The sequence below is a fragment of the Mycobacterium sp. IDUB_36 genome, from assembly GCF_055419225.1.
The window spans coordinates 1,296,915-1,311,341 of the sequence record NZ_JBVAXH010000001.1; the positions used below are offsets into that span (position 1 = coordinate 1,296,915).

Sequence of the window (14,427 nt, forward strand, 5' to 3'; positions counted from 1 at the left end):
CCGGATTCGCGTTCCTGAACCCTGCCGGCATCGTGCGAATCTTCCACGCCTGCTAAGCCCTGATCGGTTCTAGCACAACAGGATCGGCCCTCGCCTCCCTGACCGGAGGCTGGGGCCGGCCCGGCTACCTCGTGTCCTGTGGCGTCAGCTGATCTTGGTGTATTGCATGGTGTAGTGAAGGGTCTGTCCCACAAGAGTGTTGTTGTCGATCGTCTCGATACCGTTTGACCGCGGCGCGGTCCAGGTGTCTCCCTGTAAGTGAAACTCCTGCGCGTTGTATGGCCCGACCACTTGCGAGCGCTTGCAGCCGTCGCCACACGAAGTGAAGACGACAGTTACGGGTGGCGGGTTGTTGGGTCCGGCTAGGTACGTCAGCTGGTAGGTGCCGTCAGTTAGTTCGGCCGATGCCGGAGACGCCAGCCCAACTGCTGCGCCGGCCAGGGCAACGCCGACCGCAAGTCCACGAGTAAATGCCATCGTTCCCATTAACCCGCTGACCTCACTGATACCGTGTCAACTGAAAGTTGACATACTTTCCATCAGGGCACGTATAGCGACCGGCCAAGGAATTAGCGTCGATAGTTTCCTGGCAATCTGCGAGTTGCGCGGACCAGGTGGAGCCCCGCAAATGATATTCCTTGGTTGATTGATCCGGATGGCTCTCCTCTCGGGTGCAATCCGGACCACACGGAACGAACAATTGTGGCATGAAGGACCCCGCCGGAAATTTGTTCGAGTCGTTGACCGTATATCTGTAATTACCCGACAGCGGTTCCGCCGCCGACGCTGAACCGGCCAACCCCACCGCCGCACCGGCTATCACTGCGGCTACGGCCGCAATCCGTGTGGTCTTCATGGGCGCGCTCCCCTTCTGCTCAGATCCGATCGGAGCGACAGATTCGCCCCGCTCCGCAGACCGTATGCCGACCGGACTCCGACGCGATACAGGGATTTCCCTCGTATTCTCGCGCAGGGGACTGCTTGACATACCTGCGCTAGTGGCAGGTGGCACCGCTGCTGAGCAGGCACAGCCCGCCGTCGCTCCTCACCCCGGTGCTGGGTTTTCTGCCCTGGCTGGGGTTCGGCCCGGACGCGCCGGTCGCGGCGTGTCGTGCCTATCCGGTACAGATGGCGACGTGACTTAGAAACATCCGCGTCGCCGCCTGTCCCTCGCTCGGGTTCCCGTTGTTGATCTCGATCACAGATCCGTAATCGCAAATTATGTTTTCTGGAACCACACACCGCGTTCGCTTTTTTGTGATTAGGCAGCGTTTTGATGTAGCTCTGATTCTTCACGCAGGCGAGGCCAGCATCGCCAATGGCAAGCGCAATTCATTTCCCAAGAGAATCTCATCTAGAGATAGAAAAACGCGAAACACCCCCGGCCTGTTGGGGCCGGGGGTGTTTCGCGTGGCTGTTACTTAGTGAGCGTGGCCGTGGTGGTGGCCGTGCCCGTGGTCGTCGGCCTCTTCGGCCGGCTTCTCGACAATCGCGGTCTCGGTGGTCAGCACCATGCGGGCCACCGACGCGGCGTTGAGCACCGCCGAGCGGGTGACCTTGACCGGGTCGATGACCCCGTCGGCGCCGAGGTCGCCGTATTCCAGCGTTGCCGCGTTCAGACCGTGCCCTACCGGCAGCTCACTGACCTTGCTGACCGCGACCGCGCCGTCGAGCCCGGCATTGGTTGCGATCCAGTGCAGCGGGGCGCTGAGTGCGTTGGAGAACACCTCGACACCGCTGGCCTCGTCGCCGGACAGCGATGCCTGCAGCTCGCCGAGCGCCTTGCGCGCGTGGATCAGCGCCGACCCGCCACCGGAGACGATGCCTTCTTCCACCGCCGCCTTGGCCGCGGCCACCGCATCCTCGACGGCTTCCTTGCGCTTCTTGAGCGCGGTCTCCGTCGCCGCGCCGACCTTGATCACGGCCACGCCGCCGGCCAGTTTGGCCAGCCGCTCCTGCAGCTTTTCGCGATCCCAGTCGGAGTCGGTGGCTTCGATCTCGGCGCGCAGTTGCTTGGCGCGGTTGGTGATGGCGTCGGTGCCACCGCCACCCTCGACGATGACGGTGTCGTCCTTGCTGACCACCACGCGGCGGGCCGAGCCCAGCACGTCGAGGCCCACCTCGCGCAGCGACAGACCGACGTCGGGGTTGACGACCTGTCCGCCGGTGACGATCGCCAGGTCCTCCAGGAACGCCTTGCGGCGGTCGCCGAAGAACGGCGCCTTGACCGCGACGGCTTTCAGCGTCTTGCGGATCGCGTTGACCACCAGCGTCGACAGCGGCTCGCCCTCGACATCCTCAGCGATCACCAGCAGCGGCTTGCCGGCCTCGGCCACCTTCTCCAGCAGCGGAAGCAGGTCGGGCAGCGAGCTGATCTTGTCGCGGTGCAGCAGGATCAGGGCATCCTCGAGGATGGCCTGCTGAGCGTCGAAGTCGGTCACGAAGTAGGCCGACAAGAAGCCCTTGTCGAAGCCGACGCCCTCGGTGAACTCGAGTTCGGTGTTCAGCGTCGACGACTCCTCGACGCTGACCACACCGTCGTCGCCGACCTTGCTGATCGCCTCACCGACCAATTCGCCGACTTCCTCGTCACGGGACGAGACGGTGGCGATCTGCGCGATGCCGGTCTTGCCGGACACCGGGGTAGAAGCGGCCAGCAGCGCCTCGGAGACCGCGTCGGCGGCCTTGCTGATGCCCTGGCCCAGCGCGATCGGGTTGGCGCCGGCCGCGACGTTGCGAAGCCCGTGCTTGATGATGGCCTGCGCCAGCACGGTCGCGGTGGTGGTGCCGTCACCGGCGATGTCGTTGGTCTTGGTGGCCACCGACTTCACCAGCTGGGCACCCAGGTTCTCGAACGGGTCTTCCAGGTCGATCTCGCGAGCGACGGTGACGCCGTCGTTGGTAACGGACGGGCCGCCGAAGGCCTTGGCCAGCACCACATTACGGCCACGCGGGCCCAGCGTCACGCGGACCGCGTTGGCGAGCTTGTCGACACCGGCTTCCATTGCGCGGCGCGCAGTCTCGTTGAACTCAATCTGCTTGCTCATGAATGTCCTTCTGACTGACGAGTGCCGCCCCGGAGCTCACCCGTCGTGACGGGAAGCTCCGGGGCGGACACAGGTGCTTATTTGTTGACGACAGCCAGCACGTCGCGGGCCGAGAGGATCAGGTACTCCTCGCCGCCGTACTTGATCTCGGTGCCGCCGTACTTGCTGTAGATGACGGTGTCGCCTTCGGACACGTCCAGCGGAATCCGCTTCGAGCCGTCCTCATCCCACCGGCCGGGGCCGACGGCGACGACTTTGCCCTCTTGGGGCTTTTCCTTAGCGGTGTCGGGAATGACCAGACCGGATGCGGTCGTGGTCTCGGCCTCGTTGGCCTGTACGAGGATCTTGTCCTCGAGTGGCTTGATGTTGACGCTCGCCACGATTGGAGCCCTCCACTTAATTAGTCAGGTCGGGGGCGGTTGCCCCGATTTACCAGGTGTTTTTGGCTTTCGTCCGTACCTGCGCGTCGTCGTCGCGGGAGCCGACGCCGGGCTTGGCCGATTGCCACCTAGCACTCTATACATGCGAGTGCTAGCACTCAAGGCTGGGCTGGTGCTTCAGGCGACTTGGCCTTTTACCACCGGCAACCCCGGATCGCTGGCGACGTCGAGCGGAGACGGCGCCGCACCGGCGGCTAGCAGGTGCGCGGCGAACGCGGCGATCATCGCCCCGTTGTCGGTGCACAGCCGAAGCCGCGGGATGCGCAGGGTCAGTCCGACCGCCTCGCAGCGCTGCGCGGCGAGCTCCCGCAGCCGCGAGTTGGCGGCTACCCCACCCGCGATCAGCAGCGTGGACACTCCCAACTCGGTCGCGGCGCGAACCGCCTTGGCGGTCAGCACGTCGGCGACCGACTCCTGGAAGCCGGCCGCGATGTCGGCAGTCGACGCGTCCGGATGGCTCTCGACGTAGCGTGCCACCGCGGTCTTGAGGCCGGAGAAACTGAAGGCGTTTCGTTCGTCCCGCGGTCCGGTCATCCCGCGCGGAAAGACGATGGCCTGCGGATCACCGGTCTGCGCGAGATCGTCGAGCACCTTGCCGCCGGGATAACCCAGGCCCAGCAACCGGGCCACCTTGTCGTAGGCCTCCCCCGCGGCGTCGTCGACGGTGCTGCCCAGCTCGACGATCGGCTCGCCGAGCGAGCGGACGTGCAGCAGGTGGGTGTGGCCGCCCGAGACCAGCAGCGCGACGCTGTCCGGTAGCGGCCCGTGCTCGTAGACGTCGGCCGCCAAGTGACCGCCCAAATGGTTCACCGCGTAGAACGGCACGTCCCAGGCGGCTGAATACGCTTTGGCCGCAGCCACTCCCACCAGCAGGGCGCCGGCCAGACCCGGCCCGATGGTCGCCGCGACGACGTCGGGCTTCTGCAGGCCGGCGGTGTCCAGGGCGCGGCGCATCGCCGGACCGAGCGCTTCGAGGTGCGCCCGCGAGGCCACCTCCGGCACGACGCCGCCATAGCGGACGTGTTCCTCGACGCTGGACGCCACCTCGTCGGCCAGCAGCGTCACGGTGCCGTCGTCGTCAAGTCGTGCGATCCCGACACCTGTTTCATCGCAGGATGTTTCGATCGCCAAGATGGTCGTCACTGGGTCAGCGCCTCCCGTCGCATCGTGTACGCGTCCGCGCCGCTGATCCGGTAGTACCGCTTACGCACGCCCACCTGGGTGAACCCCACACTGCGGTACAACGCGATGGCCGCGTCGTTGTCGGTGCGGACCTCCAGGTGCACGACAGAGTTGCCGGCGATGCCCAGCAGGGCGTCCAGCATGCGCCGGCCGATACCGCGACCCTGATAGTCCGGGTCGACACCGATGGTGTGGATTTCGTATTCGAACGGCGGCGTGCGGCCCAGCCGGGAGATGCCGCCGTAGCCGACCAGCAGTCCGTCGCGGGCGGCCACATAGTGGTTGTGCTCAGCTGCGAGTTCACGGACGAATGCGACTGTGGGCCAAGGGTCGTCACCCGGAAACAGTATCGCTTCCAATTCGGCGCAGCGCTCCGCGTCGGCCTTGGTCAACCGGTCGATGGTCACGGTCACTGGGCGGCCCGCTCTGCCAGTGTCTTGGCGTCCGGTCGCCGCAGATACAGCGGCACCAGTGCCGCGGGCGGCCGCGACCAGTCGATCATGGCAACCAGGCCAACCGAATTGGGATACAGCGGTTCGACGCAGGGCAAACCGAACGTCACCGCGTGATCGGGCGAACCGGCGACCGACTGCGCACCAGCCGGTACCACGTCGGCCGGAGCGCTGACCGCGGGCCCGTCGACGCGGATCCCGTCACGGTAACGGGCCCAATAGATCTCGCGCCGACGGGCATCGGAGACCACCAAGACCTCGCCGCTGGTCTGCACGCCGATGGCATCCAGACTGCACACCCCGTACACCGGGATGTTCAGCGCGTGGCCGTACGCCGAGGCGGTCGCCATCCCGACCCGCAGACCGGTGAACGGCCCGGGGCCGCAACCGACCACCACCGCGTCGAGGTCGGCCATCGACCGTCCGGCGTCGGCTAGCGCGGCCAACACATTCGGGGTGATGCGTTCGGCGTGCGCGCGGGCGTCGATGCTGATCCGCTCGGCCACCAGCCGGCCGTCGGCGACCAGGCCCGCCGTGACCGCGGGTGTCGAGGTGTCGATGGCCAGGACGAGATTCACGGCACGCTCCACTGCCATGTCGCGGTTCGGGTGTCGGAGTTGCTGATCCGCTCCAGCCTGATGTCGAGGTGCCGATCGGACAGTCGTTCGGCCAGACCCTCGCCCCACTCCACCACGACCACGGCGTCGTCGAGTTCGGTGTCGAGGTCCAGGCTCTCGAGTTCGTCCAGCAGGTCTGCGCCGGTGTGGTCGAGGAGCCGGTAGACGTCGACGTGAATCATCGCCGGAGCTCCGTCATGCCGCGCCGGATGCACCCTGGCCAGCACGAAGGTCGGTGAGGTCACCGGGCCGTCGACATCCATGGCCGCCGCGATCCCCTTGGCCAGCACGGTCTTTCCCGCCCCCAGCGGTCCGGAGAGCACCACGACGTCGCCGGCCCGTAGCTGGCTGCCCAGTTGCGAGCCCAGCGCGACGGTGTCGTCGACGTTCGGCAGCGTCGCTATGCCCGACGCCCCGTCAGTCACGGCGCAAGACCCGATCGCGCAGCCGCTGGCTCAGCACCGCGAACCTCCCCGGGCTCGCGTGCTTGACCAGCCGCACCAACCCGTCGTTGACCGACGCCGGCTTGTCCAGCAGAACCAAATGGCCTGCCCGCGCCACGATCACCAATTCGGATTCCGGTAATGCCTCCGCCATCCTCCTGGAGTAGTCGGCGGGAGTGAGCAGATCGTGGTCGCCGCAGACGATCAGCGTCGGGATCTTGGCCAGTGTCGGCAGTGCCGCCGTTTCGTCATGCGCCTGCAGGGCTTGCAAGAACTCCACCATCGTCCGGACCGGGGTGTCGAGCATCATCGACTCGGAGAACGTCGTAATGCGGCGACTGACCCGCTTGTCGCTGTACGACGCGGCCCGCAGGATCGGTCCGATCAGCGACCGCGCGGCGGTGCGGCCACGGTGGACGAGCTTGGGCGCCGACCGTGCGGCTCGCCGAACCGCTTCCAGCGCAGGGTTGTTGAGGATCTCACCCAGCGGCGACTCGGCGACACCTTCGGCCGCCGACGAGATCAGCGCGGCCCCGGTGATCCGGCTGCCGTAATGCTGCGGGAACTGCCGGGCATGCGACAACACCGTCATGCCGCCCATCGAGTGGCCCACCAGGACAATCGAACCGCGGGGTGCGATCACTTGGAGCAGGGTCTCCAGGTCGCGGCCCAACTGGGTGATCGTGTAGGTCTTCGACGGCGCTTCGCCGGAGCGTCCGTGACCCCGCTGGTCGTAGAAGATCATCCGGACCTGTGGGCCCCATTCCTCAGACAATCGCATGCGCTGAAAGTGGAAGGAGCCCATGCGAAGACAGAAACCGTGGGCGAACACGACCGTCAACGGCGCATCGGTGGGGCCGACCTCACGCACCGCCAGATGCACACCGTCGGGGGTGGTCACCAGGTAGCTGCGATCACCGTCGAGGGTCTCGAAATCTTCGTGCTCGAACGGATCCTCGACCGCGGCGCGCCGGTTCAGCATCGAGTGCGCCACAGTCGCCCCCGCAATCGTGCCCACCGCACCGATTCCGGCGGCGCCGGCCAGCCAGCGTCCCCGCACCGGCCTACTGCGATGAAAGCCGTTGAAATGGTCGTCGCTCAATGCTTTTCAGCCTCGCGATAGGTTCGGACGATGCGGCCACGCGGACTGGTCACCACTTCGTAGTGGATGGTGTCCAGCAGGTCCGCCCAGTCCTGCGCGGTCGATTCACCCTCGGAGCCGGGCCCGAACAGGATCGCCTCGTCGCCTTCGGCGACGTCGACCGGCCCGGGACCGAGGTCCACCAGAAACTGATCCATGCAGACACGACCGACACCGGGCCGCCGGCGGCCGTTGATCAGCACTTCCAGCCGTCCGCCGAGCGACCGGAACACCCCGTCGGCGTAGCCGATCGGCATCAGGGCCACGGTGGTGTCCTGCTGGGCGATCCAGGTGTGTCCGTACGACACGCCTTCGCCGGACTTGATCGACTTGACCAGTGCGACAGTGCATTTCACGGTCATGGCCGGTAGTAGGCCCAGGTCGCCGAGCGTGGGCACCGGGCTCAGGCCGTACAGCGCGATCCCGGGCCGGACCAGGTCGAAGGCCAGCTCCGGGCGCGTCATGGTGGCCGACGAATTCGACAGGTGCGCCACCTCGAAGGGCACCTTGTGTTCGCGGGTCAGCGCCAGGATATCGGTGAACCGTTGCGCCTGAGTGTTATTGATCGGGTTGTTGGGCTGGTCGGCATACACCATGTGCGACATCAGACCGCGTAGCGTCACGCAGTTCTCGGCGATGGCCCGGCCCAGCGCTCTGAGCACCGTCGGGTACTGCGCCAACGGAACGCCGTTGCGGTTGAGGCCGGTATCGACTTTCAACGTGACCGCGGCGGGGCGCCCGGTGCGGCGGACCGCGGCCAACAGCTCGTCGAGTTGGCGCGCCGAGGACACCGCGATCTGCACGTCAGCCAGCAGCGCCGGCCCGAAGTCGATGCCGGGCGGATGCAGCCAGGCGAGCACCGGGGCGGTCAGGCCCGCCGCGCGCAACGCCAGCGCCTCGTCGACGGTGGCGACGCCCAGTTCCGCCGCGCCCGCGGCCAGAGCGGCCCGGGCGACCTCGACGGCGCCGTGACCGTAGCCGTCGGCCTTCACCACGGCCATCACCTGCGCGTCACCGGCGTGCTCGCGCAGCACCCGCACGTTGTGCTGGATCGCACCCAGATCCACGACTGACTCGGCGAGGACGCCCGGAGTCAAGGAGATCGGCGTGACGGACACGGACGCCATTCTCCCAGACCGGGCGAGTTACTCCGCCGAAGCGCCGAACGTGCAGCTACGGCGGCCACGAGGCCGAAAATCCCCCTGGTTGCACGTTCGGCGAGCGAGAGACTCAGTGGGCGAAGTGCTCGGCCTGGTAATGCCCGCCGGGCTTGAGCTTGTCCAGGCTGGCCAGGGCGCTGCGGGCGTCGTCGTGCAGGGCCCGGGCCAGGTCGGCCGACAGCCCCTCGCGGACGACGATGCGCAGCACCGACACGTCCGTCGCGTTGTCCGGCATGGTGTACGCCGGCACCTGCCACCCGTATCCGCGCAACTCGTGGGAGACGTCGAACTCGGTGTAGCCGCAGTTCCTGGCCAACCGGAAGCTGACCACCGGGATCGCCGAGCCATCCGAGATCAGCTCGCAGTGGTCTCCCACCCGCAACTGTTCGCCCAGCCAGCGCGCGGTCTGCGACAGCGTTTGCATCACCTGCGTGTAGCCCTCGCGGCCGAGTCGCAGGAAGTTGTAATACTGGCCGATCACCTGATTGCCCGCCCGGGAGAAGTTCAGGGTGAACGTCGGCATGTCACCGCCGAGGTAATTGACGTGGAACACCAGATCATCGGGCAGATGCTCCTTGCTGCGCCATACGACGAAACCCACGCCGGGATACGTCAAGCCGTACTTGTGACCGCTGACGTTGATCGATACCACCCGGGGCAGCCGGAAGTCCCACTTCAGCTCCGGGTGCAGAAACGGCACCACGAATCCGCCGCTGGCCGCATCGACGTGTACCGGGATGTCCGGGCCGCCGTCGGCCGCCAATGTGTCCAGCGCCGCGCAGATTTCGGCGATCGGTTCGAGTTCGCCGGTGTAGGTGGTACCCAGAATTCCCACCACCCCGATGGTGTCCTCGTCGACGGCGTCGATCACCTGCTCCGGCGTGATGACGTAGCGGCCTACCTCCATCGGCAGGTAGCGCGGCTCGACGTCGAAGTAGCGACAGAACTTCTCCCAGACCACCTGGACGTTGGAGCCCATCACCAGGTTCGGGGTGCGGCCCTTCCAGTCCTTGCCGATCTTTTCGCGCCAGCGCCATTTGAGCGCCAGTCCGCCGAGCATCACCGCTTCGCTGGACCCGATCGTCGACACCCCGGTGGCAGTCGACGGGTCGTCGTCGCGCAGACCGTCGGCGTGGAACAGGTCGGCCACCATGCACACACAGCGCTGCTCGATGGCCGCGGTTGCCGGGTACTCGTCCTTGTCGATCATGTTCTTGTCGAAGGTCTCGGCCATCAGCCGCCCGGCCTCCGGGTCCATCCAGGTCGTGACGAAGGTCGCCAGGTTCAGCCGGGAGCTGCCGTCGAGCATCAGCTCGTCGTGGATGAAGCGGTACGCCGCCTCGGGGTCCATCGACTCCTCGGGCATCCGCAGCGCGGGCACCGGCGTGGTGAAGAGCCGGCTGGTGTAGGCGGGGCTGACGGAATGCGATGGCACGGACGGGTGACTCATGTGGATCCTTTCGGCAGAAGCGCGGCGAGGGCAGGACGGATGTGGGCGAGGATGCGCGACGCCGAGGTCGGTGCGTCGCCGGGTCCCGGATCGGCGGCCGACGACGCGGCGGCGCGGGCGTGAACGAACGCCCCAGCGGTCGCGGCCTCGACAGCGGACAGGCCCGCGGCCAAGAGCGCACCGATGATCCCGGACAACACGTCTCCGGAACCGGCGGTAGACGCCCAGGACTGACCGGCCGGGTTGAGGTAGACCGGGCCGCCGGGATCGGCGACGACGGTGACGTTGCCCTTCAGCAGTACGGTCGCGCCCAGTGCGTCGGCGAGTTTGCGTGTCGCGCCGACGCGGTCGTCACCGGGAGGTGCGCCGGCCAGCCGGGCGAACTCGCCGGCATGCGGGGTGAGCACGGTCGGGGCGCGGCGCCCGGCCAGCACGTCGGGGTGCGCGGCCAGGATGGTCAGGCCGTCGGCGTCGACCAGCACCGGCAGGTCGGTCTGCAGCGCGAACCACAGTGCGGCAGCACCGGTTTCGTCGGTGCCCAGCCCCGGCCCGACCACCCAGGCCTGCACCCGCCCGGCGGCGGCCGGGGTGGGCGAGGCGATCACCTCGGGCCAGTGGCTGAGCACCTCGCGGTGGGCACTGCCGGAGTAGCGGACCATTCCCGACGTCGCCGCGACGGCAGCGCCGGTGCACAACACCGCGGCGCCCGGATACGTCGACGAGCCGGCCATCACGCCGGTCACGCCCTGGCTGTACTTGTCGTCGCGAGGTCCCGGCACCGGCCAGCGGGCCGCGACGTCGGCCGCGTCGAAGCCGACGAGGCCGGTGTCGGGCAGGTCGAGGCCGATGTCGACCAGTTGCACCCGCCCGCAGTCGGCCAGCGCGTGCGCCGGCTTGAGTCCGCCGAATGTGACCGTCAGCGCGGCCTGCACGGCCGGGCCGTCGGCCGCACCGGTCGCGACGTCGATGCCGCTGGGGATGTCGACGGCGACCACGGGTATCCCGCGCGCCCCGGCGAAGACCTCGGCCGCGTCGGGCCGCAGCGGCCCGGAGCCCGAGATACCGACCACCCCGTCGATCACCAGATCGGTTGCCCCGTCGACACTGTCGACGATCCGGCCGCCGGCCCTGCGGAACGCGGCCAAGGCCTTCGGGTGCGTGCGCTCCGGCTTGAGCAGGATCGCGTCGGCAGCCGCCCCGCGCCGCCGCAGGTAGGTCGCGGCCCACAACGCGTCGCCGCCGTTGTCGCCGGAGCCGACGACGGCGCACACCCGCCGGCCGGCGACTCCGCCGGTGCGGGCTTTCAGCTCGGCGAGGATCGCGGCCGCCAATCCATATGCCGCACGCGCCATCAGGGCGCCGTCGGGCAGGTTCGCCAGCAAGGGCGCCTCGGCCTCACGGATCGCGTCTGCGTAGTAGTAATGCCGCATCACCGCCAGCATTCCACGCTGGGAGAGGGATTCACACACAGCCCATACTCAGGGCCCGTCCGTACGGTCGGGCGCATGGCACGAACAGACAACGACACCTGGGACCTGGCCACCAGCGTGGGCGCCACCGCGACCGGCGTCGCGGTCGGACGCGCACTGGCGAACCGGGCAGCCCACCCACTGATCAACGACCCCTTCGCCGAGCCCCTGGTGCGCGCGGTGGGCGTGGACTTCTTCACCCGATTGGCCAGCGGTGAACTGGATGCCGCCGAGGTCGACGACGGCGGCGAGTTCGGCATGCAGCGGATGGGCGACATGATGGCCGTGCGCACCCGCTTCTTCGACGACTTCTTCACCGGGGCGGCCGACGCCGGCATCCGCCAGGCGGTGATCCTCGCCTCCGGTCTCGACGCCCGCGGGTATCGACTGCCGTGGCCGGACGGCACCACCGTCTACGAGATCGACCAACCCACCGTCATCGAGTTCAAGGCGCGCACCCTCGCCGAACTCGGTGCCGAACCGACCGCCGATCTGCGATCGGTCGCGATCGATCTGCGTAATGACTGGGCCGCCGCGCTGCGTGGAGCCGGTCACGACTCCACCCAGCCAACCGCCTGGAGCGCCGAGGGCCTGCTGCCGTTCCTGCCACCCGAGGCTCAGGATGCGTTGCTGGACAACATCACTCAACTCAGCGCCGGAGGCAGTCGATTGGCCACCGAGAACATCCCGAACGCCGGCGAGGCGGTACCGGTGATGGCGGACCGGATGCGGCAGTCCACCGAGGCCTGGCGCAGGCACGGGTTCGACGTGGAGATGACCGACCTCTGGTACGGCGGCGACCGGCACGACGTGGTCGAGTACCTTGGCCGCCACGGCTGGGAGGTATCCGCCGTCGGAGCTGCGGAACTCGTTGCCAAGCACGGTATTTCGGCAGTCGCCACCGGCGACGACGCAGCCAAGAATTTTGCCGGGATCAGCTATGTGAGCGCGACGCGGTTGTAACCCTTGATCCGGTGCGGCACCCCGCGTAACGTTGAGTTGCAATTACGAAACCCTGCGTATCGTAATTGAGGCTTCCGCCGCAGGCGCTCAGCGATGACGCGAAAGGATCTCCCCCGGTGCGCAGCCGTTACGCGGGCCAACCTTTCACCAGTTCCGACACCGACATCGCCGCCGCGCTGGAGCAGGTCAGCATTCCGACGCTGCTGCTGTCCCTGGTGCACATCTCCGGTGACCCTCGCTTCATCCGCGATTTCAGGCCCGCGGGGATCTTCCTCAACGAAGTCCAGGGCTACATGTCCGAGCAGGACAAGGCCCGCGCCCGCGCCGAGGCTCTTCCGGTGATCGCCGACTACCGCGACCGCGGCTGCCCCGAACCCGCTGCGCTGCCGCAGCAGCTCATCCGGGAGATGATGGACTGGGCGGTCTGCGAGAACGTGCCGGAGGACTACCTGCCGCTGCTCGCCGAGGAGATGGACCTCGACGGCGTCGATCCGCGCCGGCCGGCCGCGCTGGACTCCGACCGCGCAGCGCAGGTGCCGATGGTGGTGATCGGCTGCGGAGAGTCGGGAATTCTGGCCGGTATTCGGTTGCGCCAGGCCAACATTCCGTTCACCATCCTCGAAAAGAACGCCGGCCCCGGCGGCACGTGGTGGGAGAACAGCTACCCGGGTGCGCGGGTCGACGTCGCCAACCACTTCTACTGCTACAGCTTCGAACCGAGCAACGACTGGTCGCATTTCTTCGCCGAGCAGCCGGAACTGCAGAGCTACTTCGCCGGCGTGATGGACAAGCACCGTCTGCACGAACACGTGCGATGGCAGAGCGAAGTCGTCGCGGTCGAGTGGGACGACGAGGACGGCCTGTGGACCGTCACCACCCGCGAGGACGACGAAGGTCTGACCACATTGCGGGCGCGGGCCGTCATCACCGCCGTCGGACAGCTCAACCGCCCGCACGTGCCAGAGTTTCCCGGCGCGAACACCTTTCGCGGTCCATCGTTTCATTCTGCGAGCTGGGACCACTCGGTCGATCTGACCGGCAAACGGGTCGCGCTGATCGGCGCCGGCGCCAGCGGATTCCAGATCGCGCCGGCGATCGCCGACGACGTCGCGCACCTCACCGTCTTTCAGCGGACCGCGCAGTGGATGTTCCCCAACGCGATGTACCACGACGAGGTCGGCGACGGGGTCCGCTGGGCGATGCAGCACCTGCCCTATTACCAACGCTGGTACCGGTTTCTGGTGCTCTGGCCGGGTGCTGACAAAGGTCTGGACGCCGCGCGGGTCGACCCGGCCTACGCCAACCAGGACTACGCGGTCAGCGAGATCAACGCCATCGCCCGGGTGATGTTCACCGACTGGATCAGCGGTCAGGTGGACGGCGACGAGGATCTGCTGGGCAAGGTCCTGCCGGACTACCCGGCCACCGGCAAGCGGACGTTGCAGGACAACGGCACCTGGCTGCGGACGCTGTGCCGCGACAACGTCGAGTTGGTGCGCACGCCGATCACCGAGATCACCGCCGACGGCGTCGTCACCGCGGACGGCCGGCACCATGATGTCGACATCATGGTCTACGCCACCGGATTTCGGCACACCGACGTGCTGTGGCCGATGACGGTCACCGGCCGCGACGGCGTCGACCTGCACGGCGTCTGGGGCAGTCGGCCGTTCGCCTACCTGGGTATCACAGTTCCGCGATTTCCCAATTTCTTCGTCATCTACGGCCCAGGTGCCCACCTGGCCCACGGCGGTAGCCTCATCTTCAACTCCGAGCTACAGATGCGCTACATCAACAGCTGCCTGGCGAAACTGTCTGAACCCGAGGTACATTCGATCGAGCCGACCGCCGAGGCGGCGGCGGACTGGCATCGGCGCACTCAGCGCGAGATCAACCAGATGGTGTGGGCGCACCCGAAAGTCACGCATTCCTACTTCAAGAATGCCGACGGCGAGATCCACACGGTCAGCCCGTGGCGGCTCAACGAATACTGGTCGGCCACCCGCGAACCGGACTGGTCGGCGTTCGTGACCCGTACTACTCGACGGTAGTCGACGTGTCTC

The 14,427-nt window shown here is 67.3% G+C and carries 13 protein-coding genes; 2 read left to right on the forward strand and 11 right to left on the reverse strand.

The window, feature by feature from the left end; translation table 11 throughout:
* Nucleotides 1-144 precede the first annotated feature (144 nt).
* The 11 genes from ACZYW1_RS06345 to ACZYW1_RS06395 all read right to left on the reverse strand — a co-directional run bounded on the left by ACZYW1_RS06345 (nt 145) and on the right by ACZYW1_RS06395 (nt 11,362).
* On the reverse strand, nt 145-477 hold the full coding sequence (locus ACZYW1_RS06345; RefSeq protein WP_463784184.1) for a hypothetical protein: 333 nt from the start codon (nt 475-477) through the stop codon (nt 145-147).
* A 944-nt stretch (nt 478-1,421) separates the two neighbouring features.
* A complete protein-coding gene (gene groL / locus ACZYW1_RS06350; protein WP_463784186.1) occupies nt 1,422-3,047 on the reverse strand; it encodes a chaperonin GroEL in 1,626 nt (541 codons plus the stop codon).
* A 77-nt stretch (nt 3,048-3,124) separates the two neighbouring features.
* On the reverse strand, nt 3,125-3,427 hold the full coding sequence (gene groES, locus ACZYW1_RS06355) for a co-chaperone GroES (protein WP_163779981.1): 303 nt from the start codon (nt 3,425-3,427) through the stop codon (nt 3,125-3,127).
* Nucleotides 3,428-3,604: 177 nt separating this feature from the next.
* A complete protein-coding gene (tsaD, locus tag ACZYW1_RS06360; RefSeq protein WP_463784188.1) occupies nt 3,605-4,630 on the reverse strand; it encodes a tRNA (adenosine(37)-N6)-threonylcarbamoyltransferase complex transferase subunit TsaD in 1,026 nt (341 codons plus the stop codon).
* Nucleotides 4,627-5,082 carry a ribosomal protein S18-alanine N-acetyltransferase gene (rimI, locus tag ACZYW1_RS06365; protein WP_463784190.1) on the reverse strand — a complete coding sequence of 152 codons (456 nt, stop codon included), beginning with the start codon at nt 5,080-5,082 and terminating at the stop codon, nt 4,627-4,629. Before rimI ends, tsaD begins: the two co-directional genes overlap by 4 nt.
* Complete coding sequence (gene tsaB / locus ACZYW1_RS06370; RefSeq protein WP_463784192.1) at nt 5,079-5,717, reverse strand: tRNA (adenosine(37)-N6)-threonylcarbamoyltransferase complex dimerization subunit type 1 TsaB; 639 nt, start codon at nt 5,715-5,717, stop codon at nt 5,079-5,081. The genes rimI and tsaB overlap by 4 nt, the downstream gene beginning before the upstream one ends.
* The gene (tsaE, locus tag ACZYW1_RS06375; protein WP_463784194.1) at nt 5,696-6,163 is read right to left on the reverse strand and encodes a tRNA (adenosine(37)-N6)-threonylcarbamoyltransferase complex ATPase subunit type 1 TsaE; all 468 of its coding nucleotides are present in this window, start codon (nt 6,161-6,163) and stop codon (nt 5,696-5,698) included. Before tsaE ends, tsaB begins: the two co-directional genes overlap by 22 nt.
* Entirely contained in the window at nt 6,156-7,208 is a 1,053-nt protein-coding gene (locus ACZYW1_RS06380; protein ID WP_463787715.1) for an alpha/beta fold hydrolase, read from the reverse strand. Before ACZYW1_RS06380 ends, tsaE begins: the two co-directional genes overlap by 8 nt.
* Before the next feature lie 71 nt (nt 7,209-7,279).
* The gene (gene alr / locus ACZYW1_RS06385) at nt 7,280-8,440 is read right to left on the reverse strand and encodes an alanine racemase (RefSeq protein WP_463784196.1); all 1,161 of its coding nucleotides are present in this window, start codon (nt 8,438-8,440) and stop codon (nt 7,280-7,282) included.
* Between the two features lie 112 nt (nt 8,441-8,552).
* Nucleotides 8,553-9,938, reverse strand: coding sequence for a glutamate decarboxylase (locus ACZYW1_RS06390; protein WP_463787716.1), 1,386 nt, complete (start codon nt 9,936-9,938; stop codon nt 8,553-8,555).
* Nucleotides 9,929-11,362, reverse strand: coding sequence for an NAD(P)H-hydrate dehydratase (locus tag ACZYW1_RS06395; protein WP_463787717.1), 1,434 nt, complete (start codon nt 11,360-11,362; stop codon nt 9,929-9,931). The genes ACZYW1_RS06390 and ACZYW1_RS06395 overlap by 10 nt, the downstream gene beginning before the upstream one ends.
* Before the next feature lie 75 nt (nt 11,363-11,437).
* Between ACZYW1_RS06395 and ACZYW1_RS06400 the strand changes: the two genes are divergently transcribed.
* Both ACZYW1_RS06400 and ACZYW1_RS06405 read left to right on the forward strand, forming a co-directional pair.
* Nucleotides 11,438-12,364: a class I SAM-dependent methyltransferase gene (locus ACZYW1_RS06400; protein WP_463784198.1), complete on the forward strand. Its 927-nt coding sequence runs from the start codon at nt 11,438-11,440 to the stop codon at nt 12,362-12,364.
* Nucleotides 12,365-12,480: 116 nt separating this feature from the next.
* Nucleotides 12,481-14,415, forward strand: coding sequence for a flavin-containing monooxygenase (locus ACZYW1_RS06405; RefSeq protein WP_463784199.1), 1,935 nt, complete (start codon nt 12,481-12,483; stop codon nt 14,413-14,415).
* The last annotated feature ends 12 nt before the right edge of the window (nt 14,416-14,427 follow it).